This window comes from Paenibacillus lupini (genome assembly GCF_011761355.1).
GTDB classification, from domain to species: domain Bacteria; phylum Bacillota; class Bacilli; order Paenibacillales; family Paenibacillaceae; genus Pristimantibacillus; species Pristimantibacillus lupini.
In genome coordinates, this window is the sequence record NZ_JAASRW010000009.1 from 165,279 (window position 1) to 189,903 (window position 24,625).

Below are 24,625 nucleotides of genomic sequence, written 5' to 3' on the forward strand. Positions count from 1 at the left end.
ATCATTGAATGTATGTCGAAACCCCTTGCTTAAATGTGTCTATTTTGTGACAAATGGGAATTGCCGTATAACTAGTACTTTTTGCTATATTCACTTAATAGTAACAATAGTAATATAAAGGAAATGAATAGAGAGGTGTTTCATGAGGTTTACGATTAGAAGTAAGCTGCTTGTCAGCTTTTTATCCGTTGCTTTCTTTGTAACAGCTGTGAATATAACGGCGTACATTTACAACGATAAACTCAATCAATCCTTTGATGAATTAATTGACAGGCGGGTAGCCGTGCTCAGCAAAGCTACGGAAATTCAGTATTTGTCTGTTCAGCAAACGAACAGCCTGAGGGGCTATTTGCTGACGCAAGACCCTGATTTTCTGACAGAGCTTCGTTCCTCAAATACACAAATGACGGCCCTTGTTGATGAGGTGGATAACCTGATCATTAAGCCTGATGTGCAGGAAGCGTTCCAGGAGCTGGCGAATACGGACGAATCCTTCATTAGAGCTTCTGATGAGCTGCTCGTTAATCTGGAGAAGGATCATGATCAGGAGACGGCACTCGCCTATTTCAAAACGGCTGTACTTCCAATAGGGGAAGAGCTGGGGCCGCTTTCTAAAGCTTTTGTAAATCATCAACAGCAATTATTAGATCAAGAAAGAGCCAAAAATGCCTCCATGGTGGACTTCGTTAACACGATGACCGCTATTCTTACTGTTGTTACCTTTCTATTAACTCTGCTGATTGGACTCTTACTATCTCAACGCATCACGAGGAATCTTTTCAAAATTACTAGTGTTATTACAGGTTTTACCCACGATTCCAATACAGCCTCCAAACTACCTCAAATACAAGTCCGTTCACAGGACGAGATTGGCGATATTGCCCGGTCCTTTAATGAGATGGCTATCACGCTTAATAAATATTCGATTCTTGAAGAAGAGCAGCGCTGGCTTGAGACCAACGTCGCCGAAATGGCTACAAAGTTCCAAGGAATCAATCATTTAGAAGCATTGGCACAACTGTTTATCACCACCATTACACCACTCGTTGAAGCGAGTTATGGCGTATTCTACTTGAAAGAAGGCGCAGGCCGGCGTCAACAGTTAAGCAAGCTGGCTTCGTATGCCTATCAACAGACCGGTATCGGAGTGGAATCGTTTAAGACTGGTGAGGGGCTCGTTGGGCAAGCAGCCTTGGAAAACAGGACGATTCTGCTGAACAATCTCCCGGACAACTATATTCAAATTACGTCGGGATTAGGAAAAGCCGCACCAGCCAGTCTGCTGATTATGCCGATCCATTTCGAAGGCCAGGTGGTTGGGGTTATCGAAGTAGCCTCATTCCATCCATTCAGCCATATTCAACAAACGTTGCTGCAGCAGGCATCCGCACATCTTGGCAGTGTACTAAGTAGTATCTCTGGACGCATGCAGGTTGAACAATTGCTGGCAGAATCACAAGTTCTGACTGAAGAACTGCAGACTCAATCGGAAGAACTTCGTGGAATTAATGAGAAGCTGGAGGAGCAGTACAAGAACTCTGAGCAGAAGACGCGGGAGCTGGAGAAGACCAAGACGCAGCTGGAGGAAAAAGCAAGGCAGCTGTCGCTTAGCTCTCAGTATAAATCGGAGTTCCTGGCTAATATGTCTCATGAGCTTCGAACACCATTGAACAGTCTGCTCATCCTGTCTAATATTCTGGCAACCAATGTAGAAGGCAATCTGAACGAGCACCAGGTCAAATATGCGAATACGATTCATCATTCCGGTAATGATCTGCTCCAATTAATTAACGATATCCTCGATTTGGCTAAGGTCGAAGCGGGTAAAATCGATCTCGTAAACGGAAAGGTCTGTCTGCATGAAATCAGCGAATTCGCCGAGCAGCAGTTTCTCCCGGTTGCCCGTCAGAAAGGTCTCAAGTTCACAACGGTCCTGGATCCAGATCTGCCGCAGGCTATCTTCACGGATGAGCAGCGTCTATTGCAGATTATTAAGAACCTGCTGTCCAACGCCTTCAAATTCACCGAGCGGGGTGAAGTGAAGCTGCATATTCATCGTGCTCACATAGGCTCTCTATCCCATTCGGGAGTTGCCTTCTCCATCACGGATACTGGTATTGGAATACCGAAAGAGAAGCAGGAGCTGATCTTCCAGGCGTTCCAACAGGCGGATGGGACAACCAATCGGAGATACGGAGGGACGGGACTTGGGCTGTCGATCAGCATCAATATGGCTCATTTGTTGAATGGAGAGATTAATGTGAGCAGTGCGGTTGGCAAAGGAAGTGTGTTCTCGCTAGTATTGCCTCATGAGGAAGAAGCCGAGGGAGCCACAATTGTTCATCAAGAATCTGCTGCCGCAGTAGCCGAGCTGGAGCCTGAGATCATAGCTGAACCACAAGACCTTGAGAGTGAGCTGGATGACGCGGTATGGGTCGGCAAAAAAATATTAATTGTCGACGATGATATGCGAAATATATACGCCACAACCATCGCCCTGGAAAGTAAACAAGTCAATGTCCTTTTTGCTGAGAATGGACTTTCGTGCTTGAAAGTGTTGAAGGAAAATCCGGATGTTGATCTAATTCTGATGGATATTATGCTGCCTGAAATGGATGGCTATGAGACGATGCGCACCTTGCGGCAAATGCCAGGCTTCGTATCGCTGCCGATTATTGCGTTAACGGCCAAAGCGATGAAAGACGACAAGGACAAATGCATCGAAGCAGGTGCATCTGATTACATGAGCAAGCCCGTCAAGCTGGAGCAGTTGTTCGCCCGCATACATACTTGGCTGAGCAGATAGGTGGTAAGGCATTTGTGCACGAATGAGAAGGAACCGCTCGAGGAGCTCGAGCGGATTGAAATTGAGCTGCTGCTTGAAGCTCTCTACCGGTATTACGGTGTAGACTTCCGCAACTATGTCCTGCCGACCATACGCCGTCGAATATGGTACCGCATCCGGGCAGAACGTCTGAAGACGATATCCGGCTTGCAGGAGAAGGTTTTGCATGATCGACTTATTTTTAAGAGGCTGGCTAGTGATTTCTCCATTAATGTGACGGAGTTGTTCCGTGATCCAAGCTTCTTCACAGCATTCCGACATACCATAGTCCCCCAACTGCAGGATTATTCTCTTATCCGGATCTGGCACGCGGGCTGCTCAACAGGTGAAGAAGCCTATTCGATGGCAATCCTGCTGCATGAGGAAGGCTTGCTAGAGAAGACAAGAATTTATGCCACGGATATGAATGAAGCGGTCGTTGAAGAAGCGAAGCTGGGATCCTTTCCTCTCGAGCGCTTGGAGCAATATGCCCAAAACTATAAGCTGTCCGGCGGCAAGGGTTCGATTGAGGATTATCTCTCCTATGCGAATGAGTATGCGAAATTCCGAACCTTCCTAGGGGAAAAAATCACCTTTGCCCAGCATAATCTGGCGGTTGATGAATCCTTTAATGAATTTCACGTTATTATTTGCCGTAATGTGATGATCTACTTTAATTCCCATCTTCAGAATCGTGTTCATGAACTGTTCTATGAGAGCTTGTCCCCTTCCGGGTTTCTGGGACTTGGGCATAAGGAAAGCATGACCTTTACCAGCTTTACAGACTGTTACAAGGAGATGGAGCCTAATGAAAAGCTTTACCGCAAAATTAAATAGCGCCGTATCCACGGTCAATATATTAATGGTAGACGATCGGCCGGAAAATCTGATCGCGCTTGAAGCGATACTGGCTTCCCCCAATTACCGCTTGTTCTCGGCTCATTCCGGAGAAGAAGCGCTCCGTCATGTTCTAACAACAGACTTTGCGGTTATCCTGCTGGATGTTCAGATGCCAGGTATGAACGGATTCGAAACCGCTCGTCTCATTAAGATGAGAGAGCGCTCTAAGTATGTGCCAATCATCTTTATTACAGCGATCAGCCAGGCGGCAGAGCATGTGAAGCATGGCTATTCCGTTGGCGCAATCGATTATATTTTCAAACCGTTCCATCCTGAAACGTTAAAAATGAAGATCGAAGCTTTTGTTCAAATGTATCAATATCAGGAGCAGATTAAGCTGCAAAATGAGCTGCTTAAGGTTATAGGGGAGACGTCTAATGACACGATCGTAACCGTTGATGAGTATGGCATTATGCAGACCTTAAATCCTACTGCGGCCAAGATGTTTGGTTATACGCCAGATAAACTGGCAGGGCAGCATATCGATCAGATCGTACCTGCTATGTCTACTTTGCTAAGTGCTGAGAATCTTCAAGGAACTCACCTGATCGAAACAACGGCAGTTCGTAAGGACTCTGTTCCGTTCCCTGTTGATGTACAGATTGGTAAAGCCAGTATTGTTGGGCAACAGCTATACGTCTGCTCGATCCGTGATGTAACCGATCGCAAAATGATGGAAGAGGAGCGTTTCCGTAAAATTTTCGATACGACGCCCTGCTTGATCGCCCTAAGATCGATAAAGGATCAGCGATATATTAATGTGAATGAGAGCCTGCTGCAGGCTACTGGTTTTGAAGGAATTGAATTGATGAATCAAACCTCAGATCTGCTGCAATATATTGTGGAAACAGAGGAGAGGGGCGATTCGGCTTCGAATCGTCATAACCCATGGGAGCCGGTTCGCAATATACGTATCCGCTATATGACCAAATCTGGTGATTTGCGTGATGGCTTACTGTCGAGTGAAGTGATGCAAGTGCATGGAGAGGAATGTCTCCTTAGTGTGGTGACCGATATTTCCGAGCGTGTGTTTCTGGAGAAGGAAATTACGCGGCTTGACCGGCTCAACATTACAGGAGAAATGGCTGCTGGGATTGTTCATGAGATCCGTAATCCGATGACAACTGTCCGTGGATTCCTGCAGCTGTCGAAGAGCAACCCATCGAAGGAATATACCGACATTATGATTGAAGAGCTCGACCGCGTACACAATATCGTAACCGAGTTTCTATCTGTAGGTGCGCAGGCTCCAACGAGTCGCAAGCTCAAGCAGATCAACACCGTTATTGAAACGTTATTCCCACTCATTCAATCCAAGGCGATGACAGGCAATCACGATATTGCACTGGATCTGGGAGAATGCCCGCCTATTCAACTCGATGAGAAGGAGATCCGCCAGCTGGTGCTGAATCTTGTCCTGAACGGACTAGACGCGATGCCACTCGGAGGTATCTTAACGATTAAGACTTACTCCAACGATAAGGAAGTTGTCATGGAGGTCATAGATCAAGGAAGCGGCATTAAGGAAGAATTCCTTGAAAAGCTCGGTACGCCGTTCTTCAGCACGAAGTCGAGTGGAACCGGCCTTGGTCTATCCGTCAGCTATGGCATTGCCTCCCGGCATGACGCAGTCATTAAAGTACAGACCAGCGAGTGGGGAACGACATTCTCTGTGAATTTCAGATTGTAGCGTGAATAGAAGTAGAAAGTAGAACAGACCTCCTCTTTGGTTAGAGGGGGTCTGTTCTTTGTTTTCGGTGGATGCTTATGTCTATGCGCGCTATGATCGTACGTGTGATTTACCTAGGCCTGCACCCCACTAAGGGCACCCTGCACCTCATCTGCCGCCGTATGTTGTATTTTCTACAGTATAATCAAGTATCAATGGGGCTGTTGACCAGCTATGTTGTATTTAATACAGTATATTCGCTCTTATGGGGTGCAAATCAGCTGAAAAGCAGTCAATATCCTGCATATTGTACAACATAGGCAGCTTCCCTGCTCCATTTGCTTTAAATATCCTGTATAAAGTGCAGCGCAGCTAAAGAGGGCGCGACTCGAATGGAGTGGAGTAGTGCCCTGTCAGTTGGCAGTATTAAATGTGCAGACGACCAATCCCGTTCATATATTTGCGCAGGGCTTGTGGAATGCGGATCGAGCCATCTTCCTCCTGGTGGTTCTCCAGTAGTGGGATTAGAATCCGCGGCGAAGCTACAGCTGTATTGTTGAGGGTGTAGCAGAATCGTGTTTTACCCTCCGCATCCCGATACCTAATGTTCGAACGACGCGCTTGGAAATCGAGAAGATTGGACGACGAATGCGTCTCCCCATAGGCGTTTCGGCTAGGCATCCAAGTCTCGATGTCGAGCTGTTTATAGGTTTTTTGCGACATATCTCCCGTACAGACGGCCATTACGCGATAGGGAAGCTCAAGCAGCTGCAATAGCTCTTCCGCATTCGCTGTAATCTCTTGAAAAACTTGCTCCGACTTCTCCAGGCTGCCTTCACAAATAATAACCTGCTCCACTTTCGAGAACTGGTGAACCCGATACAAACCATGTACATCTCTCCCCGCCGAACCTATTTCGTTACGGAAACAGGTCGAGACAGCGGCAAGCCGGATTGGCTCGGTTACATCCACAATTTCATTATCGTAGTACGAGATTAATGGTACTTCCGAAGTGCCAACAAGCCATTTATTCTCATCAGCTATACGGAAGGTTTGCTCCTCGCCTAGCGGGAAGAATCCTGTATTATACAAGGTTTCTTGCCGCACCATTAAAGGAACCTCGAGCAGGTTGAAGCCTTTTGCTGTGAGCAAGTCTACGGCTAGCTGCTGTACCGCACGATGCAAGGCAGCTCCCGTACCCGTCAAATAATAGTTGCGGCTTCCGGCCGTTTTTACTCCGCGAGGGATATCGATCATCCGGTGAAGCTCACCCAGCGTTACATGATCTTTGGGCTCAAAGGTGAAGCTAATTGGCTCTCCGAACCGTTTTACTTCTACATTATCTTGATCCGAAAGGCCGATTGGCGTGTCAGGCGAGACGATGTTTGGAACATACAAGAGGAGATTCGTGTATTGCTGATGGACTTCTTTGTGTTCATTTTCTAACGTGCTGATATGCTTATTCATTTCCTTCATATGAAGCTTCTTATGTTCAATGTGATTAAGGTCATTGTTGCGAATGAGATGGTTAATCTCTTCAATGGTCTGATTCCGTTCCTGGCGAAGCTGTTCAATCTCCTGCAGTATCGCTCTTCTCTTATCATCCCAGTCTATTAACTCCGAGATTGAAATGGTGATACCTTTCTGATTGGCTGTGGTCTGAATAAGCTCTTGATTTTGTCTAATCCATTTGATGTCTAACATGGCACTCGCTCCTTTAATTGTGAGAATATAAAAAAGCGCTCAATCATCCCATAATTGGGACGAAGAGCGCTTATTCTCGCGGTGCCACCCAAATTGATTAAACAGCATCACTGCTTAATCCACTTAGTTCCGCGGTAACGGGCGGGCCCGGTTAACTTAGGGGTTTCCCCTTGACGAGAACGCCTCCGAGTTGGATTCTCTTCATCGGCATAATCTTAATTTTTACTAGTATAGCGTATGCTGCTTATTTTATACAAGTGCTAATAATTTGCTGCGTAGCTACAGGCTGATGCTGCTTTTGCTCCTATACTGCCGCTCTGTTTTATCCAAGGTCTGATCTCTATTCTCATCCCAAACATAGCTGAGCTCAAAGGTACCATCCTCGAAGAACAGCGGGAATCGGCGTGCAAACCAGTCCTGCATAGGCAGTTTCAGCGCATCTTCTTTGCTCACCCACAGCAGCTCACCTTCCGGTGGATTCTCAAGCAGCTGTCCCTCGAACGAAGTCGCCAGGTAGTTGAACACCATATATCTAAGCTGCTTGCTTGGATCGCAAAATTCTTCTAACCCTTTGTAAACAATATCTTTAACGATCAGGCCTGTCTCTTCACGAACTTCACGGATTGCTCCATTTACAATACTTTCGGGAAAATCAACCTTGCCGCCGGGAGCAATGTAGCCTGGGAAGCCCATTTTATCCGGTCTGTTCATTAATAGAACCTTATCCTTGTCTTGCACCATACACATCGTATACATCTTATAGGTTATAGACATTTATGCGGCCACCTATCCTAGTTCGATCATCATTAATAGTTTTATATTACCATCTTCGTGGAAGAAGGGTATTACTGTGATAGCTGGATACGGCAGTTGTTTATGGAGATTAATTTGTAATTTTTTCTAATTTTATGATACAATTAAATTACGTATTTTGATTAAAGTTACCTAAATCAATTAACAGGAGATACTATCGAGATGAGTAATCATGAAATTAAAATTGGTGTTTCCAATAAAGATGGACAGTTGGGGTTTATATCAGCGAGAGGTGGTTTAAGGAAAGGAGCAGGCAGAAGAAATATAGGGGTGACCAAAAAGGTTTCCTTAACTCTTACCGAAGAAATATGGGACAAAGTAGAGAAGCAGTGTCAGGAACAACAGCTGTCGCGCTCTGAGGTTATCCGTAACATCATTAATTCCTATTATTCATAATTGCCCTCGAAGGCAGGTGAAGGTTATGCGGTTGGAGATTACAAAGGACTCCCTTATAGACGCAATTCAGCATGTGCTAAAAGCGGTATCAACGAATAATCCTATCGCCATATTAACGGGAATACATATAGAGGCAACCACAAAAGGGCTGATTGTGACAGCCAGTAATTCAAGTATGAAGATTCAATATACAATTGCTCAAGATGATCGTTGTATGAAGGTGCAAAGAGCAGGCGGGATCGTTGTTCCGGCGCGGTATTTTCATGAGGTCATCCGTAAACTTGATGCGGGAGCTATTACAATAGAACAGTTGGAGCCGTTCATTCTTACGATTGTGTCTGGTCATTCCCGGATTCGACTAAGCGGAATGGATCCAGCAGAATTTCCAGTTACAACAACATCGAGCACTTCTTTGTTGAAGTTAAGTGTAAACAATGCCACACTGAAGACATCCATCAAGCAGGTAGCTGCTGCTGCCTCTACCTCGGAGACTCGTCCTGTATTAACGGGTATTCATTTGGTATGTCAAAATGAATGGCTTAGTCTGGCTGCTACAGATGGAATCCGTCTTGCCTCTTTTTCTATACCAATGGACAGACAGGCTGACCTCGATGCTGATATCATCATTCCCAGTAGGAATTTAATGGAGGTTGCCAGACTATTGGATGAGGAGACTGCCAGAACGGAGATAGAAATTGGTCACCATTACATATGCTTTCGAGTAGGCCAAGTTCAGCTCCAATCCGTATTACTTGAGGGCGTTTATCCGCTTATAAAAAATTTCATTCCCACCTCTTATTTGACAGAGATTGTTGTGGATACATCTTTATTCCTTCGTGCCGTGGAGCGGGCAACGGTATTTGCGAGTGAAAGTGTAATCCGAATTGCGGCTGCTGCCAATCAATTAGACCTACTATCTAGAACAGCCGAAATAGGAGAGGTTCATGAGGCAATACCTTTACAGCAAATAAGTGGTGATCCTTTCGAGATCGCAGTTAACGGTAAATTTCTTATCGACCTCCTTCGTTTTATGGACAGCGGGTATCTTCGTTTGCGATTTACCGGACAACGTAGTCCAATCATGATCCATCCAGCAGACGATTGGTCTTCTGCCCTATTTCTAATTACGCCTGTGAGAACTACAGGTCAAGGAGTGACAACGAATGAGCGAGCATGACATTATCAATAGAACAGAACTGCCTGTTACGGTAAGCGGCATGGTTCACGACCTCAAACGGTTAGGCATACAAGAAGGCGATCATGTGCTTGTTCATTCCTCTTTGTCCAGTATTGGGTGGGTGTGCGGTGGTCCTCAAGCCGTTATCCAAGCACTCTTACAGTCAATTGGGGATGCTGGAACGCTGGTCATGCCAGCGCAATGCGGGGATTGGAGCGATCCCGCTGAATGGGGGAATCCTCCTGTTCCTCAGGAATGGATCGATATTATATATAAAGAAATGCCAGCCTTTGATGCAAAGGTTACTCCTACACGGGGGATGGGAAAGATTGCAGAGCTGTTCCGGACTTATCAGGGAACACTGCGCTCTAATCATCCGCAGGTTTCATTTTGCGCTAATGGCCGGCATGCCTCGTATATCGTGGCAGACCATCCATTAACCCCGCAGTTTGGTGAGGATTCGCCGCTGGGTAAGCTTTACGCTGCAGATGCAAAAGTGCTGCTGCTTGGAGCTGGCTTCGATTCCTGTACGAGCCTTCATCTTGCTGAGACGAGGCTTCAAGGGATGCCAACCAAAAAGATGGGCGCAGCGATGATGGTGAATGGTCGGCGTTCGTGGAAATGGTTTATGGATTATGCCTACAGCTCTGATGATTTTGAAGAGCTCGGAAGGCATTTTGCGGGTGAAGGCACGGTCACCATCGGTCGAGTTGGCCAAGCGGAAAGTATACTGCTTGATATGAAGGAAGCCGTTGATTATGCAGGCGAGTGGCTGGCCAAGCGTCGTTATTATTCTTAATCCTTATACGAAAGTGGAGTTGAGGAGTTTGATAGAGCGATTCATGTATAGAGCAGTGTGGAAAGAAGAGCAGGCAGTTGAAGGTCTGCGGGCATTGAAGCTCGACAAACAGGCCGTCAGTCTGGTTAAGCATGGTCGATTAATGACAGCAGCAGCGTTTCATTGGAACAATAATGTTTTCCTCTACTACGAGTGTATGGATGGATCCGTCCAGCCCGAAGAGCTCGCAAGTGCGGCCATGCCGTATTTGAAGGATTGGCCAGGGCAAAAGGAGCCGCGGCAATGGATCCGTATGGTCGATGTATTCCACTTTAATGAACCGGCGAGCGTCGAGCACTGGCAACGTAGACATCAAGTGGAGAGACGAGTCGGCAGGGTCGCACATTTGAAGCCGGAGATGGTCAGCAGCTACATTTACTACCATTATCAGCTCCAGGAGGAGCGGGCTTTCTTCGGCCCTAAATATGAGATCATCGGCATGCATGAGAATCTTCTGTTCGGCTATCAGGAGTTCCCGAATGTGACAGAAGAACCCGTCGTACCAGGGCGTCTTCAAACGAAAGGGACACCCGAGAATTGGAGCGATTCGCGGATGGATCTTCATTTTCAGCCGTGGGAAGACGGGCATCTCTACTTTAAGCCTATTGAGCAGATTTATGCTTATTATCTAGGAACTTGAACTTGAGCTCGAACGATTAAAGCTCACTCGTATTATCATAGGTGCCGGTATCAACGATACTTATCTTCACCTTCGGAACAATGGCGATTTTCGGATATTGCTCGCGCCAATTCAAACTAGCCCATAGCTTTGGATGGTGGGCGTAGACATGTTGTCCAATTCCGAGAAAGTCACAATTAGCCCCCTGCAAGGAGTGCATAATTTTCTCGGCCTTGTTGGTGTAGTCTTCAGATAAAAGTCGTTCAAAGTTGTGGAGTTCTGCGGTTGAGACCGGTCCATTCAGATCTCCATTTGAGCCTAATTGAACAAGCATGCGCAGCGGCAGCTCGACGTGCAGCTTACCTCCCCGGTCAACCTGTATCCTCATCTGTCTCTCGATTTTCTTCACGATGAAGACGATCGATTGTTTATGAATTTGAGAGTACATCAAAGGGCGTTTCTTCTGACCGCTGAAAGAAAGCAGGAGCTCGGTTTGCTGTACATCCAGATCAACACCTGAATATATGCCTGCACTAAAGAGGGAGCTGCCTTTAAGGCGAACGATTTGCTCGTTCATTTCGAGCAAGGGAAGGACGATGTCCTGCTTCATATCTGCTTTGCTGAATATCAGGTCTGATAGAAGAACCTTTGGAGCGCTGCTTTGCTCTGTGGCTTGATCAAGTAAACGAATCAAATACTCGGATACCGTTGTATTTCCGAGCTCCTTCATTTGCAGCAGCTTAGCGATGTCTCCATCGAATAGGGCTGCTTTTGCAACTAAAGGGCTGGACGGAATTTTGCCCACAAAGCTAACTTGCTCACCGAGATCGTTTTTGGCGAATGACTTGTTGAATAGAAACAGTCTGTCTTCGATTAAGTTAATTTTTCCGGCCATTTGAAGCTCTATGTCATGCGCTGCAGTATAGATATCTTTGTTAATGTCTTCAAAATATTGGTTCTGCGGCCTTCCTCCGCCTTGATTGGCTTCCTGTATGTTTGAGGTGACCATGCTTAGCTTGATTTCTTTTGAATCCTCCAGTTGCTCGACACCGATGACATCTACCATCTTCAGATCCTTAATGAGACTCTGATCCCAGCAACCAGGCAATAAGAGGAGGCATAGAAAGAGGAATGTTATTTTTCTCATCCGGTACCCCTCGCTGCTGTGCCACGTTTATAAGCTGCAAAGAAGACAATAGTCATCAAGCCCATAAGGATGAGGGTCGTATTTAGACGATAACCCACAAGCTGATCAATCCATTCATGCTTCGTAACAAAATACCCCGGAATTAAGCAGCATCCTGCCACAATCCAGCTCCAGAGCTCATGCTTATGCTGCTCTTGCCTACTTAGATGGTCGATCGCCTTTGCCGCCATGAATAAGCACATCATTGTACGGATCAAGAGTACTAGAATCCATAAGCAAATGGCAATCATATCTATCCCTTGGATTAGACCGTTGTGAAGCTTTTTCATGGCAAAGAAGAGCGGATTTGTAATACTGTGCATCTGTTCCGTTGTATATAGCAGAAAAGAGACAGCGGTTCCCATCAAGTATAGGAGTGCTGACAGCCAGTTCGCCCATGTTACAGCAATGAGTCCTTTCCTCCGGTCATTCTTATTCAGTAGAGGAAAGGCATAGAGCAGCAGTTCAAAGGCTGTGAAGGCTGAGCAGCAGCGAAGCCATACGCTTATCACATTGTGCTCCCCGACATGCCATATCGGAAGAATCATCTTCAGATCCCATTCCCTCATGATTAGAATAATCAGCAGGACACCAATAATCGCGATCGCAAATATAACGGTCTGGCTGATGTTAGCAATCGATTGCAGGCTGGAGCCTGCACCATAAGCGCCAATAGCTATAAACACCACAAGCAGAACAAAGCTTGGGGTTGTAGACAGCACCCAGATTCTAACCGTATTTGTCAAATATAAAGTATCTACCAGCGCAGAGCAGGCAAAGTAAATGGCAAGGAGGAATAAAATTGTAACAGAGACAACTCGGCTCAATCTAGATGTCAGCCAGGTATACAGATTCATCCGGTAGCCTCTAGCGCCAAACACCCATAGCAAAACCAAGAGAAGCTGCGACACGAGTGCGGCTGACAGAATGATTAGCATATTCTCCAAGCCTGTGGACCATGATTTTCCGTATGGCAGCATGAACATCTGAATGCCAAGCTGAAGGACAAATACGATGACAAATAGCTGACGAGGAGTAATATGTTCTCTTATGTTCATGGTGCCAATCACCGTCACTTTGTAGAGGGTTGTTTGCGGCTCCGTTTAACCAAATTCCGGTTAGGAGGACGATAGAGCGTGTCCCGCATCGAGTCGATAAAGGGAAAAGTCGCCTGGTAATAAGGTGAACCAAGTGTCTTCATTCGGCTAAGATGGATGATGAAGAGCATCATGCAGCATACAATGCCAACAAGTCCGAATAGCTGTGCACTGAATATGATCGGGTAGGTGATTAAGCGAACGGACAAATTCATTTCGTAGTACGGAATGACAAACGAAGCCAGTCCGGTGAAAGAGGCGATGATGATCGCCATTGTTGATACCAGATTAGATTGCACAACCGCTGTCCCTAAAATAATACCTCCGACGACTCCGATCGTCTGACCAATTGGAGATGCTAGGCGAATCGAGGCTTCTCTAATAATCTCAAGGGTAAGGAGCATAAATAATATTTCAATAATAGGCGGCATGGCGATGTATTGAAGAGAGCTCTGAAGCGTCAAAGCAATCTCAGTAGGGATGAGATACGGGATAAAGGTCGAGACCGAAATATAGAGGGCGGGCAGCACCAGCGTAAGAAGGAAACAAGTAAAACGCAGTAAACGGATCATGCTCCCGAAGGCCCAGCTCATGTTATAGTCATCGGTTGATTGGAAGAAGGCCCAGAAGGAGACTGGAAGAATAATGACGTCAGCATTGTCCTGTACGATCAAAGCAATTTTTCCTTCTGCAAGGTAAGCTTTGACCCGATCGGGACGTTCGGTTACGAGCATAAGAGGTAAGAAGGCAAATCGATCATCTTGCGCGACTCGCTTAAGAAAACCAAGTCTGACCTCAATGTCCTCATGGCTATGTTCAATTATTTTCTGGTGCAGATTGTCCACGATACCTTGGTCACAAGCACCTTTCAAATAAGCAACAGCCACTTTTGATTTAGTGGTTTCCCCCATCTTATAATAGGTAATCGCTAATTTAGGAGAAGCAATGTAAGTGCGAATCAGATTTATATTCGTTTCGAACAGCTCCACAAAAGCTTGCTTAGAACCACGAATAACCCGTTCGTTGGTTGTTACATCCACGGTTCGATCCTTATGCAACTCTGAGGCAAGAAGCAGGAAATTTGCGGAGCCATCCTGTTGAATAACGGTGTTACCGGTAATAATGGCATGAATAATGATGTCCAATTGATCGCTTTCTTCCTTGCCGATAATGGAGATATCAGACTGAAGCGGACCCCCTGAAGAATCGAGCATTGGACGCAAAATATGCTCATTAATGATGGTGGCATCGACCAACGTGTCAAAGTACACAATCATACAGGTGCTGCCGTTGTATAGAACCTCCTTGAACGTAAGGTCCGAGCTGTTCTGAAGTTCATCTGTAATCCATTGCTTATTTATCTCGATGCTGTTATTCATCTTCATGTCGAAGCTCTCCCTAATAATGGAATGATCCTTTAAATGCTTCCCTTATTATGGATAACCTATTCGGTGGGATGTCTTGCTCAATTTCCGGACTTAATCTGTAATTTCCGAAGACAATCTATTTTTCTCAAATGCGTACAGAGTTGAGGCACTTCCCCACAGGGCAAGAGCAGCGAATAGAAAATGAAGGAGAAAACCAAGCGCATTCGACCATGAGAATACCAGCAGGTTCATGATAAACCATATCAATAAAGGAGGAAGCTGTGCCGTAATCAGCAGGATGAGACAAATAAATAGGAATCCGAGGAGGAGGTTCCTTAGCCAGGCGGAACGGTAGGGTCGAAGCATAAGGGATCCGATAAACAATAATCCTCCGCCAATTATGGACCACTTTCCCCATTCTTCCTCTATTATGTGGGAGCCTCGTCCGAGCTCGGGCTCAAAACCATGGATAGATAATGTGAAATGAAATACCGAGGGCAGATACAGCATTCCTAATAGGATGGAAGCAACAGCGGCTGCTCTGACCAATAACGTATGGCTGAACTTTGTTAGTAGCATCAATGGAACAAACCTCCTTGATCAAAGTGATTTCCTTAAATTTACAATAGTATAAAATAAATAGCTATCCCCCCCGTCAAATGGGGGTTCGATAGGCGTGCAACCTGTGGTTGCGGGGCTTCGCAACGAAAGCTCGCTTTACTTCGTAGAGAGGATTTAGCAATATGAGGGTACGAGGTTGCTTGCAGGAGGGCGATGGAGAAGATGGTATTTGGAGAGAAGTTAAAGAGCATGCGGCAGGCCAACGGCTGGTCTCAAGATGAGCTAGCGGAGAAGCTGTTTGTAAGCCGTCAGTCCGTATCGAAGTGGGAGAACAATCAGAACTATCCCAGTATCGAGATTATTATTAAGATTAGTGATCTCTTTGCGGTTACGATAGATGAACTGTTGAGGAGTGATGATGAGTTGACCAAGAAAGTGATTGATGACAGCAAGCAGCTGGCGTATCCGAGGCTAAAGGTGCTATTTGATCTGTTATTTCTGTTAGGTGTGTTACTTCTTGTTATTAAGCTTGTAGTGCTGGCGTTGAACAAGTTGGCCGGCATGGATATTGCTTTGCTTAACGGGTCATTGTTCTGGAACTTTGCTCCTCTGGTTCTTATGGTTGGTGCGGGGATTGGTTCGGGTATAGTGAAGGAGAAATATAAAGGAGAATAACCCTGATATTGAACAAATTTTAAAGTAATGATGTCATCTTGGTGAGCGTATATACAAGGGTGCTATCCGTTTCAGACTATTCCTTAGGATTGAAGAGGAGGTAATTGTTTGGCTCATAATGATGACAATATCCGGCTCGTACAGCGGTTCTTCGAATGTTACGGCAGCGGTGACCTGGAAACGATGAAGCGGGACATATTAGCGGAGGATGTAACTTGGATCATTCCGGGCCATCATCCATTAGCAGGTGTGAAGACAGGTGCGGAGGAGATTATTAACTATTTCGCAACGATCGCACAGGCTAACTTTAAAGCGGAGCTTATCTCGCTGTCGGCAAGCGAGAACCACGTTGTTGACGTACATCGCGGCTGGGGAGAATATGGCGAACATAAGGTTGATATGAACTGGGTGCTTGTCTATCAGATAGAGGATGGACGTATTAAGCAAGCCCAGAACTTCGCGGCTGATCAGCATATTGCTGACCAATTCTTCTGGAACGTATGGGGAGACCAGCTGAAGTCTGTACCGGAACGGTTGAAATAAAATAGACCAAAATAACCGCAGGAGTGCCTGCGGTTATTTTTTTTCGTTATTACCCGATATTTGTCACTATCGTCAAAGGAATCTCAGCCTGGCGATAAGCTACCGCTTCATAAGCATCGAGGCGATTATCCGTAATAATTTCATCGAACGCATCAATTCCAGCAAAGATGGCAAGTGAGTTATAGCTGAATTTAGTTGAATCTGCTAAAAGCACTGTTTTCCCCGCAGCATCCATGGTCGTCTGTCTGGCCCCAACCAAATGTGGCGACCAAGCCATCGCTCCTTTTGTAAGGGAGACGGCTTCACAAGTGAGGAACGCCACATCTACCGTGAGGGAATTGATCATTTTCTCCGTATAAATCCCATCGAGGCTGTAAGCCCACTTACTCACTCTGCCCCCTGTGCAATAGACATCAAAGCTTCCGAACCGCTCCTCATTAGATAACATTAGTGCGGTGTGCAGGTCGCGGGTAATGATTTTGAGTCCCCTAAACGATTCTAGTTCATCCACCATTGCAGCTACTGTTGTGCCAGCATCGAGGATGATGCTCATACCGTCTTGGATATGCTTGACCGCTTCCTTGGCAATCGCTGTTTTCTCTGATTTGTGCTCATTCGCGCGCTGCTCGTATTTCGAGCCCATGAATCGTTTTACTTTGACGGCACCGCCATGGAACCTCTGAATTTTGCCTTCCGACTGTAAGAGGTCCAGATCACGTCGGATCGTCATCTTGGAGACGTTAAATTGTTCAGCGAGCTCGAGAATGGTTAACTGAGGTTTTGAGTCCAATAGCATCATAATTTCGTGGCGGCGTGTTCCTATTAACAACATAATCTCCTCCTCCTACCGGGCACTAATAATATTACATACAATGTTACATCGGTGTTCAATTGTGTGAAAATTTTGTATACTTTCTTTCGTTTCTGTGATATAAGGTAGATATGAGGTAGTTTTATGTGACTTAGATGTGATTTTAGTTTACTTAATATTCAGAAAATTTGCCACTATTTCATTGAAACTTCTAAAATCGAGTCATCTACGTTGCATTTATGTTAGGTATATTGACATAAAATTTGTGAGGAGTGAACAACATGTTCTTTCGTTATCAAGGAACTGCATTTGACAGCCATTTCCTACCGCGCTTAACGACCAAAGAGGTTGCTGCAATGCCCAAAGACGATGTATTACTCATTCTTCCGGTTGGTGCAGTGGAGCAGCATGGTCCTCATATGCCGGTCTTCACAGATACGCTGATTGGAGAGGCGATGCTGGCAGAGGCGTTTGAACATTTGCCAGAGGATGCACCAATCTGGCTGCTGCCATCTGTAAGTTACGGGAAGAGCACCGAGCATATTGGTCACCCGGGCACGATTACCCTTTCAGCAAAGACACTAATGGCCGTGCTGGAGGATATTGCGGCCTCTCTTTCGAGAAGTGGATTCCGGAAGCTGTTGTTATTTAATACGCATGGCGGCAATGCAGATTTGCTTGGCATGATGGCTCGTGAGATTCGAATTGCGACGGGGCTTGAAGTGTATAGACTTGATCCCGGAGCGGTCGGCTACAGTGATTTATTTATAGATGATGAGGAAAAAGCCTGCGGCATCCATGCCGGAGATGTGGAGACGTCACTTGTTATGGCCATGTGTCCTGATTGGGTAGATGCAGAGCTCGCTCCACGGGAAATGCCGCGTTTTCCGGATTCCCGTTCGTTCTCCTTCAGATCTCGCTCCTTCGCTTGGGTTATGGATGACATCTCTAGCAGCGGGATAGCAGGGGATGCAACCAAAGCAACGGCTGAGAGAGGTGAGGCGATGCTGAAGAAAGCAGGGCCGCTATTGGCAGAAGCACTGATGGGTATTGCAAAGTTCGATATGGAATCACTGAAGAGCGGATAGGTAATTGCTTTCGAAGTAAGAATCGCCATATATGGCTGCAGATAAGCCACAATAGTGACAATTCTTTTTAGGGGGACTTACGATGTCGACAATCACGCAGGCTAAAGAATGGGTGAAGATGGAAAGGTTGTCCAAGGTGTACCCGAACGGAACGGTTGCGGTGAAGGAGGTCGACCTGACCATCCATGAGGGAGAATTTCTCTGCTTTGTTGGACCTTCCGGCTGCGGGAAGTCCACGATCTTCAAGATGATAACAGGCTTGTCCAATCCAAGCAGCGGTACGTTGCAGGTGATGGGAACAACAGCGAGCGACGCTCGTAAGCAATCCGATACGGCATTTGTCTTCCAGGATCATACGCTGCTGCCTTGGAACTCGGTCATTGATAATGTGACGCTGCCGCTCGCGCTGCGTGGAGTACCACGCAAGGAACGTCAGCGGGAAGCGGAACGAGTGCTCGAGATGGTTGGGCTGAAGGATTACATGCGGTCGATGCCGCGTGAGTTGTCCGGCGGGATGAAGATGCGTGCTTCTATCGCACGTGCCCTTGTCTCAAAACCAAAGCTATTGCTGATGGATGAACCATTTGGTGCGCTGGATGAGATTACCCGCCAGACCCTGCAAATTGAACTTCTTGAGTTGTGGCGTCAAGATCCTGAAATGACGGTGCTGTTCGTTACTCATAACGTATTTGAAGCTGTATTTCTATCTACTCGTATCGCCGTCATGACACCTCGGCCGGGCAAGATCGCCGAGCTGATTGATGTACCGGTACCTTTCCCCCGTGATGAGACATTCCGTACAACCCCGGAATTTGGGCAGATCGTCCGTTCCGTATCGTTGGCCCTTAAGCATTAGAGAGGAGGAAGAAGCATGATGAAGGACTGGATGGTTGAGATGCAGGCTGCAGTTGGAGAAGAGAAGCTGCTGTCAAATCCCGAACAGGTAGATAAATTATCGAAGGATTATTATTGGTATTCCCCTGTACTGGTGCCGCTGCTTCAAGATAAACGTGCGGAGGCTATTGCTATACCGCATACAGTGGACGAAGCAGCTCAGGTGCTGGCTTCTGCCTGGAAACGACGGGTTCCCGTAACCACCCGAGGTGCGGGTACCGGTAACTACGGGCAAGCTGTACCGCTCGAAGGCGGCATCGTTCTTGATCTAAGTAAGCTGGACCGGGTGCTCGAAGTGACCGATACGTATGCCCGCGTACAGGCGGGGGTGCGGCTGGGAGCGCTCGAGAAGCTGCTGCGCACACAAGAGAAAGAGCTGAGAATTTATCCGAGTACTTATATGAAAGCAACAGTTGGCGGCTTCGTGTGCGGCGGGTCAGGAGGAATTGGCTCCATCCATTGGGGCAACCTGTGGGATGGCAACGTTCTTGAGGCGGTTGTCCTCACGCTGGAAGAGACACCACGCAGGCTGACCGTCAAGGGTGATGAACTGAAGGCCTACATCCACAATTACGGAACGACGGGAGTACTGGTTGAAGTGGTGATCCCGATTGCTCCAAAGGTGGAATGGACGCAGACGGTTGTACAATTCGATAATTTTGAAGCTGCCGCCCGTTTCTCTCATGCTGTTGCGGTAGACGACTCTATCCGCAAACGGCTGGTCGCTCCAGTGGAATGGCCGATTCCATCCTTCTTCAAGCCCATTGCTGCAAAGCTTGAAGCGGGCAGCAGTGCTTGCCTGTTGGAGACGGCAGAGGGTAGTGAGGCGCAGCTGGCGGAACATGCTAGTGTGGCTGGAGGTCGGATCGGGTACACGATTGCGCCGGAGCAATACCGAAAAGTGATCGGGCTGTCCGATTTTACATGGAATCATACAACGCTGTGGGCACTAAAGACGGATCCGACTGTAACCTATCTGCAAGCCGGCTTTGATAAGGACCGGTTCCTGGAGCAGATTCATTTTATTAAAGAGAAGTTTGGCGATGAAGTACTCATGCATCTGGAGTTTATGCGTTCGGCAGGTGTTGTTGTACCGGCTGCTTTGCCGGTTATCCGTTACACCACCCATGAGCGGCTCTATGAGATTATTGCTTATTTTAACTCCATTGGTGTTCGTGTCAATGATCCACATACCTGGGTTCTTGAGATGGGAGGCCGGGGAGAATGGCATGTGATGCACGAAGCCAAGCGGGATAATGATCCCCGTGGACTACTTAATCCGGGCAAGCTGCAAACGCCGGTCAGCACCGCTATGAATCAGGAGGGATAAACGATGCGAGAAGAGGTATTTACGAAACCGGAATTATCCTTTGGAACATCAACGGCCCCTGGAAAATCAACAAAGCTAGGAATGCCATGGTTTCAGAAAATGTGGAAGCGAATCGGACCGCCGGGTGTAGCCTTTATCTTATTCATCGGAGGCTGGGAGCTGTTCTGCCGTTTATCCGGCCTTAAACCGTATTTGCTGCCTAAGCCTTCAGATATTGTGATGGCTGCATCGGAGAATGCTTCGAATTTGTGGGTGTCCGTCTACACCACCATTACGGAAGCGGTGCTCGGATTTCTTCTCAGCATTGTGCTGGGCGTTGGCTTCGCCATTCTGCTCGCTAGCTCGAAGCTTATTGAACGGAGCGTCTATCCTTACGCCATTATTATGCAGACCATTCCGATTGTCGCGATTGCACCTATTATTGTCATTTGGTTTGGTGCAGGCATGAACGCTATTATCATTATTGCTTTCCTAATCGGGTTTTTCCCGATGCTGTCCAATACGTTAATTGGTCTTAACTCGACCGACCACAACATGAAGAACCTCTTCTATCTTTACAATGCTTCCCCTCTTCAATCCATGCTCCGACTACGTATTCCAGCTGCTCTTCCTTACATCGTGGCGGGGCTGAAAATCTCTTGTACACTCGCTGTTATCGGTGCCATTGTTGGTGAGTACATTGCCGGCATCGGTGGAGGAAAAGGTGGACTAGGCTATGCCATTACCGTTGCTTCCTCTCGACTGCAAACTGCATATTTGTTCGCTTGCGGCTTATCTGCATCCCTGCTTGGCATCTTGTTCTTCCTGCTCGTTAATGCCTTTGCGAAATGGATGCTCAGCTCTTGGCATGAATCCGAGATGAATTCCTCCGAAGGCTAAATATTCCGGTCAAAAAGAAAGGAGAGATGTCGATTGCAATCACTCCATCTGGAAGCTATTAATGTGAAGCTTCCGCTTCAAGAAGGCGATGGGCTGTACACGGTGACGGTTAACGATGGCCGCTGGACGACGATTGAGCGGCAAGAGGGTATCCTTGTTTCTTCCGAGCATGTACCCATCCATTCGCTAGAGTTCGATGAACTGCGGACGACTGCTCTTATTGACCTTGATGGCAAAGTGATGCTGCCGGGCTTCGTAGATGCCCATATGCATCTGGATAAAGCGTACTCGCTTCCTTGGGTCCGCAACCGATCGGGAACACTCCTAGAGGCAATCGAGAACTACCGCTCGGTTGCACCAACCTTTACGAAGGAAATCATTCGCGACCGTATCGTGAAAGCCGCATTAAGCTCGGCTTCTTACGGATCGGCTATGCTGCGCAGCCATCTCGACGTGCCGGTGCATCTCGGGCGCGATATGGCGATGCGAACGATTGAGGCTGCACTAGAAGCAAGGGAGATCGTCAGCGGAACGATTGATATTCAATATTTCCCGATGTTCTTCTATGATCCCGCATACGAGCGCGAGCTGTCCGATTTTGCCTCCGAGGCCCTTCGTATGGGGATCGACGGGGTAGGCGGCTCACCACATCTGTCCCCAAATCCGGAGACCAATATCGCTTGGGCGTTCAAGCTTGCTCAAAAATTTGATAAGCCAATTGATCTTCATTCGGATGAATCGGATGATCCATCGACGAAGACGATTGATATCTACTGTGATTACGTGAGAGCAGGCGGATATGGAGGCCGAGCGACAGCCGGGCATCTTTGCTCCTTATCGGCCATGGAGCATCATGAGGCGGAGCGGTTAATTGCGAAAATGGCGGATGCCGGAGTCGCGGCAGTCACTCTGCCGGCTGTGAACTTGTATTTGCAAGGTCGCGGAGATCGAGGGAATGTCCGGCGTGGAGTGACTCGTGTGCGTGAGCTGGCGGAAGCTGGCGTTGCTGTCGCTGCTGCTTCGGACAATATCCAAGACCCATTCCACCCGTTTGGCAAAGGAGATTTGCTGCAGATTGGTCTGATGACCGCTTACGCTGCTCATTTGGCCAAGGAGGAGGATATCGTCTCCGTGCTGCGAATGCTGACATCCATCCCTGCGGGAATTACAGGTTTGCAGAATTACGGGATAGCAGCCGGCAACCCGGCCAGCTTTGTCATTATGGATGCTCGCTCTGAAGAAGAGCTGTTCCAGGAGCTGCCGTCAACGCGATGGATTTATAACAAATCGAAGTGGACGTTTGCCTCAAAGCTAAGCCGATTCGGGATGGAGAACCCTTCCTTTGGAACAGCCATATCCCCGATCTAGATTTAACCATACTTAGCGTGTTCCAAGGTGTCTTTCCCAGCAAGAGGGATGCACATATAGATTAGATAACTTAGAGGATAAGGGAGGAAGAGAAACATGCTGACAACAACTGGAGCAAAGAAAAAGATAGGTGGACTCACCGCGCTTCTGGCCGTAACCCTCAGTCTTACTGCCTGCGGCAGCAATAATTCGTCTGGGGATTCAAAGGAACTCACAAAGGTTAGTCAAGTGACCAACTGGTTCGCGGAGCCTGAGCATGGCGGACAATATGCAGCACTCTCCAAAGGCTTCTATGAAGAAGCGGGACTGGATATGACGATCCAATCCGGCGGACCAGGTGTCTCTTCCACCCAGATCGTCGCTGGAGGCAAGGCGGAGTTCGGCATGGGGCAGGCGGACGAGATTTTGCTGGCACGTCAGAACGGGATTCCGCTGGTTGCGATTGCGGCAACGTTCCAGAAAAATCCGCAAGGGATCATGTTCCACAAGGGGCAATACAAAGATATTACAGAACTTAACGGTAACAAAATCTTTGTTGGCAGCGGCGTCGTGTTCTGGGAGTACCTGAAGAAGGCTTACAGCCTCGACAAAGTGACCGAAATGAAATACACCGGTTCACTTGCTAACTTCGTGGCGGATCCAACGGCAGCGACTCAAATCTATGTCACTTCGGAGCCATTCTCGATGCAGCAGGAAGGGGTAGATGTGGATTATTTCCTCAACTACGACCTCGGTTATAAGCAATATGGCAATATCCTTTACACGACTGAGGACTACATGAAGAAACATCCGGATGTGGTAAAGGCTTATGTAGAAGCCTCCATTAAGGGCTGGGACTATTACAAAACCAATTCCGAAGAAATCAATAAAGTTATGCAAGAGAAAAATCCTGATCTGAAGCTGGAAGCGATGGCCTTTGGCGCCAAAGCCCAAGAGCCGCTTGTCTATGGCGGTGACGCTGAAGCGAACGGCGTTGGTTACATGAGCAAAGATATTTGGTCCGGTCTGCAGGATCAGCTGATTGACATGGGACTGCTGAAGGACGCAGAGCCAATCGATGATGTCTTTACGAATGAGTTCTTGCCAGGCAAGTAATTGTTGAAAATAGAGTGGACTAAGGCTGGAGCCGCCGCATGCTGGTATGCGCGGCTCTCGCTTTATCAAGGGGAGATAGGAATGGCAAACGTACTGGTCATCTATTTCAGCGCGTACGGACATATTCACAAGATGGCGGAGGCTGCTGCAGAAGGGGCAGTCAGCGAGGGGCATGTGGCAAAGCTGGTGCGCATTCCTGATTTTCTCCATCCGGACAACATTACGGCGCTGCTAGATCATCCGGAACGCAGGCGTGGGGCTGAGAACAGTGGATTGTCCAGCACTTTCCGGGTCGGAGGCAGATGGGAAAAGTATGAAGCGGCGCAAGAGGTTCAACAGTCTGTTCCGCTGGCAACCGCTGATGATTTGCGCTGGGCCGACGGTATTGTGTGGGGCTTTCCGACGTATTATGGCTCTATGCCTGCACAAGTGAAGTCATTCCTTGATTTGTCGGGCAGTTTATGCGCGAGTGGGGAGCTGGAGGGGAAGCCAACCGGCGTTATGACGAGTGCTGGATCTATTCATACAGGACATGAGGCGACGATATTAACCTCAATCGTACCGCTCTTACACTTCGGAATGGTGTATGTGGGATTGCCGTATTCGCAAAATCCGGAATATTTGACGGCTGATGCGATCGGCGGTTCACCTTATGGGCCGTCTACGTTAGCGGGTCCTGACAGTTCTCGATCGCCAGATGAGCGTGAGCTGCGGATGGCTGGAAGGCTGGGTGCTAGAGTAGCAAGATTTGCAGCAGCAACCATAGGCATAAAATGAATGGCGGGGATACA

At 47.4% G+C, this 24,625-nt stretch carries 23 protein-coding genes; 16 read left to right on the forward strand and 7 right to left on the reverse strand.

All coding sequences use genetic code 11. From position 1 onward, the window contains the following. Nucleotides 1-142 precede the first annotated feature (142 nt). From FHS17_RS25865 to FHS17_RS25875, 3 genes are read left to right on the forward strand one after another with little or no spacing between them, the layout of a single operon-like run. Entirely contained in the window at nt 143-2,806 is a 2,664-nt protein-coding gene (locus tag FHS17_RS25865) for a response regulator (RefSeq protein WP_167281488.1), read from the forward strand. Nucleotides 2,807-2,818: 12 nt separating this feature from the next. Then, the gene (locus tag FHS17_RS25870) at nt 2,819-3,661 is read left to right on the forward strand and encodes a CheR family methyltransferase (protein ID WP_167281490.1); all 843 of its coding nucleotides are present in this window, start codon (nt 2,819-2,821) and stop codon (nt 3,659-3,661) included. Next, entirely contained in the window at nt 3,633-5,414 is a 1,782-nt protein-coding gene (locus FHS17_RS25875; RefSeq protein WP_167281493.1) for a response regulator, read from the forward strand. The genes FHS17_RS25870 and FHS17_RS25875 overlap by 29 nt, the downstream gene beginning before the upstream one ends. A gap of 405 nt (nt 5,415-5,819) precedes the next feature. Here FHS17_RS25875 and serS read toward each other — a convergent pair whose 3' ends face one another. Together serS and FHS17_RS25885 are read right to left on the reverse strand one after the other, a co-directional pair. Then, nucleotides 5,820-7,097 (reverse strand): serine--tRNA ligase, encoded by a 1,278-nt coding sequence (gene serS / locus FHS17_RS25880; RefSeq protein ID WP_167281495.1) that lies wholly within the window; start codon nt 7,095-7,097, stop codon nt 5,820-5,822. 279 nt (nt 7,098-7,376) lie between these two features. Next, nucleotides 7,377-7,871, reverse strand: a complete 495-nt coding sequence (locus FHS17_RS25885) for an 8-oxo-dGTP diphosphatase (RefSeq protein ID WP_167281497.1) — start codon at nt 7,869-7,871, stop codon at nt 7,377-7,379. A gap of 201 nt (nt 7,872-8,072) precedes the next feature. On the opposite strand from FHS17_RS25885, the gene FHS17_RS25890 reads away from it, so the two are divergent. The 4 genes from FHS17_RS25890 to FHS17_RS25905 are packed head-to-tail and all read left to right on the forward strand — an operon-like array spanning nt 8,073 to nt 10,961. Next, nucleotides 8,073-8,306, forward strand: a complete 234-nt coding sequence (locus FHS17_RS25890; RefSeq protein ID WP_167281499.1) for a ribbon-helix-helix protein, CopG family — start codon at nt 8,073-8,075, stop codon at nt 8,304-8,306. Between the two features lie 25 nt (nt 8,307-8,331). Beyond that, on the forward strand, nt 8,332-9,483 hold the full coding sequence (gene dnaN / locus FHS17_RS25895) for a DNA polymerase III subunit beta (protein WP_167281502.1): 1,152 nt from the start codon (nt 8,332-8,334) through the stop codon (nt 9,481-9,483). Beyond that, on the forward strand, nt 9,470-10,282 hold the full coding sequence (locus tag FHS17_RS25900; RefSeq protein WP_167281504.1) for an AAC(3) family N-acetyltransferase: 813 nt from the start codon (nt 9,470-9,472) through the stop codon (nt 10,280-10,282). Before dnaN ends, FHS17_RS25900 begins: the two co-directional genes overlap by 14 nt. After that, a complete protein-coding gene (locus FHS17_RS25905; protein WP_243865545.1) occupies nt 10,242-10,961 on the forward strand; it encodes a hypothetical protein in 720 nt (239 codons plus the stop codon). The genes FHS17_RS25900 and FHS17_RS25905 overlap by 41 nt, the downstream gene beginning before the upstream one ends. Before the next feature lie 16 nt (nt 10,962-10,977). Here FHS17_RS25905 and FHS17_RS25910 read toward each other — a convergent pair whose 3' ends face one another. The 4 genes from FHS17_RS25910 to FHS17_RS25925 form a co-directional block, all read right to left on the reverse strand. Continuing rightward, nucleotides 10,978-12,087, reverse strand: coding sequence for a Ger(x)C family spore germination protein (locus FHS17_RS25910; RefSeq protein WP_167281505.1), 1,110 nt, complete (start codon nt 12,085-12,087; stop codon nt 10,978-10,980). Further along, nucleotides 12,084-13,184, reverse strand: a complete 1,101-nt coding sequence (locus tag FHS17_RS25915) for a GerAB/ArcD/ProY family transporter (RefSeq protein ID WP_167281507.1) — start codon at nt 13,182-13,184, stop codon at nt 12,084-12,086. Before FHS17_RS25915 ends, FHS17_RS25910 begins: the two co-directional genes overlap by 4 nt. 14 nt (nt 13,185-13,198) lie before the next feature. Further along, nucleotides 13,199-14,608, reverse strand: a complete 1,410-nt coding sequence (locus FHS17_RS25920) for a spore germination protein (RefSeq protein ID WP_167281509.1) — start codon at nt 14,606-14,608, stop codon at nt 13,199-13,201. Between the two features lie 93 nt (nt 14,609-14,701). Continuing rightward, on the reverse strand, nt 14,702-15,172 hold the full coding sequence (locus tag FHS17_RS25925; protein ID WP_167281511.1) for a hypothetical protein: 471 nt from the start codon (nt 15,170-15,172) through the stop codon (nt 14,702-14,704). A 201-nt stretch (nt 15,173-15,373) separates the two neighbouring features. Between FHS17_RS25925 and FHS17_RS25930 the strand changes: the two genes are divergently transcribed. Further along, nucleotides 15,374-15,826 (forward strand): helix-turn-helix domain-containing protein, encoded by a 453-nt coding sequence (locus FHS17_RS25930; RefSeq protein ID WP_167281719.1) that lies wholly within the window; start codon nt 15,374-15,376, stop codon nt 15,824-15,826. Nucleotides 15,827-15,934: 108 nt separating this feature from the next. Further along, entirely contained in the window at nt 15,935-16,369 is a 435-nt protein-coding gene (locus tag FHS17_RS25935) for a nuclear transport factor 2 family protein (protein ID WP_243865546.1), read from the forward strand. Nucleotides 16,370-16,418: 49 nt separating this feature from the next. Here the strand turns inward: FHS17_RS25935 and FHS17_RS25940 are convergent, their stop codons facing one another. Continuing rightward, a complete protein-coding gene (locus FHS17_RS25940) occupies nt 16,419-17,201 on the reverse strand; it encodes a DeoR/GlpR family DNA-binding transcription regulator (RefSeq protein ID WP_167281514.1) in 783 nt (260 codons plus the stop codon). 260 nt (nt 17,202-17,461) lie between these two features. Here FHS17_RS25940 and FHS17_RS25945 point away from each other — a divergent pair, with 260 nt between their 5' ends. From FHS17_RS25945 to FHS17_RS25975, 7 genes are all read left to right on the forward strand, one after another. Continuing rightward, nucleotides 17,462-18,268, forward strand: a complete 807-nt coding sequence (locus tag FHS17_RS25945) for a creatininase family protein (RefSeq protein WP_167281517.1) — start codon at nt 17,462-17,464, stop codon at nt 18,266-18,268. 82 nt (nt 18,269-18,350) lie between these two features. Continuing rightward, a complete protein-coding gene (locus tag FHS17_RS25950) occupies nt 18,351-19,124 on the forward strand; it encodes an ABC transporter ATP-binding protein (protein WP_167281520.1) in 774 nt (257 codons plus the stop codon). Nucleotides 19,125-19,139: 15 nt separating this feature from the next. Next, nucleotides 19,140-20,492 carry an FAD-binding oxidoreductase gene (locus FHS17_RS25955; protein WP_167281522.1) on the forward strand — a complete coding sequence of 451 codons (1,353 nt, stop codon included), beginning with the start codon at nt 19,140-19,142 and terminating at the stop codon, nt 20,490-20,492. A gap of 81 nt (nt 20,493-20,573) precedes the next feature. Beyond that, nucleotides 20,574-21,371 (forward strand): ABC transporter permease, encoded by a 798-nt coding sequence (locus tag FHS17_RS25960; RefSeq protein WP_243865551.1) that lies wholly within the window; start codon nt 20,574-20,576, stop codon nt 21,369-21,371. A gap of 33 nt (nt 21,372-21,404) precedes the next feature. Next, nucleotides 21,405-22,739, forward strand: coding sequence for an amidohydrolase family protein (locus FHS17_RS25965; RefSeq protein ID WP_167281527.1), 1,335 nt, complete (start codon nt 21,405-21,407; stop codon nt 22,737-22,739). 96 nt (nt 22,740-22,835) lie between these two features. Further along, nucleotides 22,836-23,834, forward strand: coding sequence for an ABC transporter substrate-binding protein (locus FHS17_RS25970; protein WP_167281529.1), 999 nt, complete (start codon nt 22,836-22,838; stop codon nt 23,832-23,834). 81 nt (nt 23,835-23,915) lie between these two features. Continuing rightward, nucleotides 23,916-24,611, forward strand: coding sequence for an NAD(P)H-dependent oxidoreductase (locus FHS17_RS25975; RefSeq protein ID WP_167281531.1), 696 nt, complete (start codon nt 23,916-23,918; stop codon nt 24,609-24,611). The last annotated feature ends 14 nt before the right edge of the window (nt 24,612-24,625 follow it).

What these genes read in the sequence shown, in the direction of transcription:
- FHS17_RS25865 (WP_167281488.1), top strand. Translation starts at nt 143, where the DNA reads ATGAGGTTTACGATTAGAAGTAAGCTGCTTGTCAGCTTTTTATCCGTT.
- FHS17_RS25875 (WP_167281493.1), top strand. Translation starts at nt 3,633, where the DNA reads ATGAAAAGCTTTACCGCAAAATTAAATAGCGCCGTATCCACGGTCAAT.
- serS (WP_167281495.1), bottom strand. Translation starts at nt 7,097, where the DNA reads ATGTTAGACATCAAATGGATTAGACAAAATCAAGAGCTTATTCAGACC.
- FHS17_RS25885 (WP_167281497.1), bottom strand. Translation starts at nt 7,871, where the DNA reads ATGTCTATAACCTATAAGATGTATACGATGTGTATGGTGCAAGACAAG.
- FHS17_RS25890 (WP_167281499.1), top strand. Translation starts at nt 8,073, where the DNA reads ATGAGTAATCATGAAATTAAAATTGGTGTTTCCAATAAAGATGGACAG.
- dnaN (WP_167281502.1), top strand. Translation starts at nt 8,332, where the DNA reads ATGCGGTTGGAGATTACAAAGGACTCCCTTATAGACGCAATTCAGCAT.
- FHS17_RS25900 (WP_167281504.1), top strand. Translation starts at nt 9,470, where the DNA reads ATGAGCGAGCATGACATTATCAATAGAACAGAACTGCCTGTTACGGTA.
- FHS17_RS25905 (WP_243865545.1), top strand. Translation starts at nt 10,242, where the DNA reads ATGCAGGCGAGTGGCTGGCCAAGCGTCGTTATTATTCTTAATCCTTAT.
- FHS17_RS25910 (WP_167281505.1), bottom strand. Translation starts at nt 12,087, where the DNA reads ATGAGAAAAATAACATTCCTCTTTCTATGCCTCCTCTTATTGCCTGGT.
- FHS17_RS25915 (WP_167281507.1), bottom strand. Translation starts at nt 13,184, where the DNA reads ATGAACATAAGAGAACATATTACTCCTCGTCAGCTATTTGTCATCGTA.
- FHS17_RS25920 (WP_167281509.1), bottom strand. Translation starts at nt 14,608, where the DNA reads ATGAAGATGAATAACAGCATCGAGATAAATAAGCAATGGATTACAGAT.
- FHS17_RS25930 (WP_167281719.1), top strand. Translation starts at nt 15,374, where the DNA reads ATGGTATTTGGAGAGAAGTTAAAGAGCATGCGGCAGGCCAACGGCTGG.
- FHS17_RS25940 (WP_167281514.1), bottom strand. Translation starts at nt 17,201, where the DNA reads ATGTTGTTAATAGGAACACGCCGCCACGAAATTATGATGCTATTGGAC.
- FHS17_RS25945 (WP_167281517.1), top strand. Translation starts at nt 17,462, where the DNA reads ATGTTCTTTCGTTATCAAGGAACTGCATTTGACAGCCATTTCCTACCG.
- FHS17_RS25950 (WP_167281520.1), top strand. Translation starts at nt 18,351, where the DNA reads ATGTCGACAATCACGCAGGCTAAAGAATGGGTGAAGATGGAAAGGTTG.
- FHS17_RS25955 (WP_167281522.1), top strand. Translation starts at nt 19,140, where the DNA reads ATGATGAAGGACTGGATGGTTGAGATGCAGGCTGCAGTTGGAGAAGAG.
- FHS17_RS25960 (WP_243865551.1), top strand. Translation starts at nt 20,574, where the DNA reads ATGCCATGGTTTCAGAAAATGTGGAAGCGAATCGGACCGCCGGGTGTA.
- FHS17_RS25970 (WP_167281529.1), top strand. Translation starts at nt 22,836, where the DNA reads ATGCTGACAACAACTGGAGCAAAGAAAAAGATAGGTGGACTCACCGCG.
- FHS17_RS25975 (WP_167281531.1), top strand. Translation starts at nt 23,916, where the DNA reads ATGGCAAACGTACTGGTCATCTATTTCAGCGCGTACGGACATATTCAC.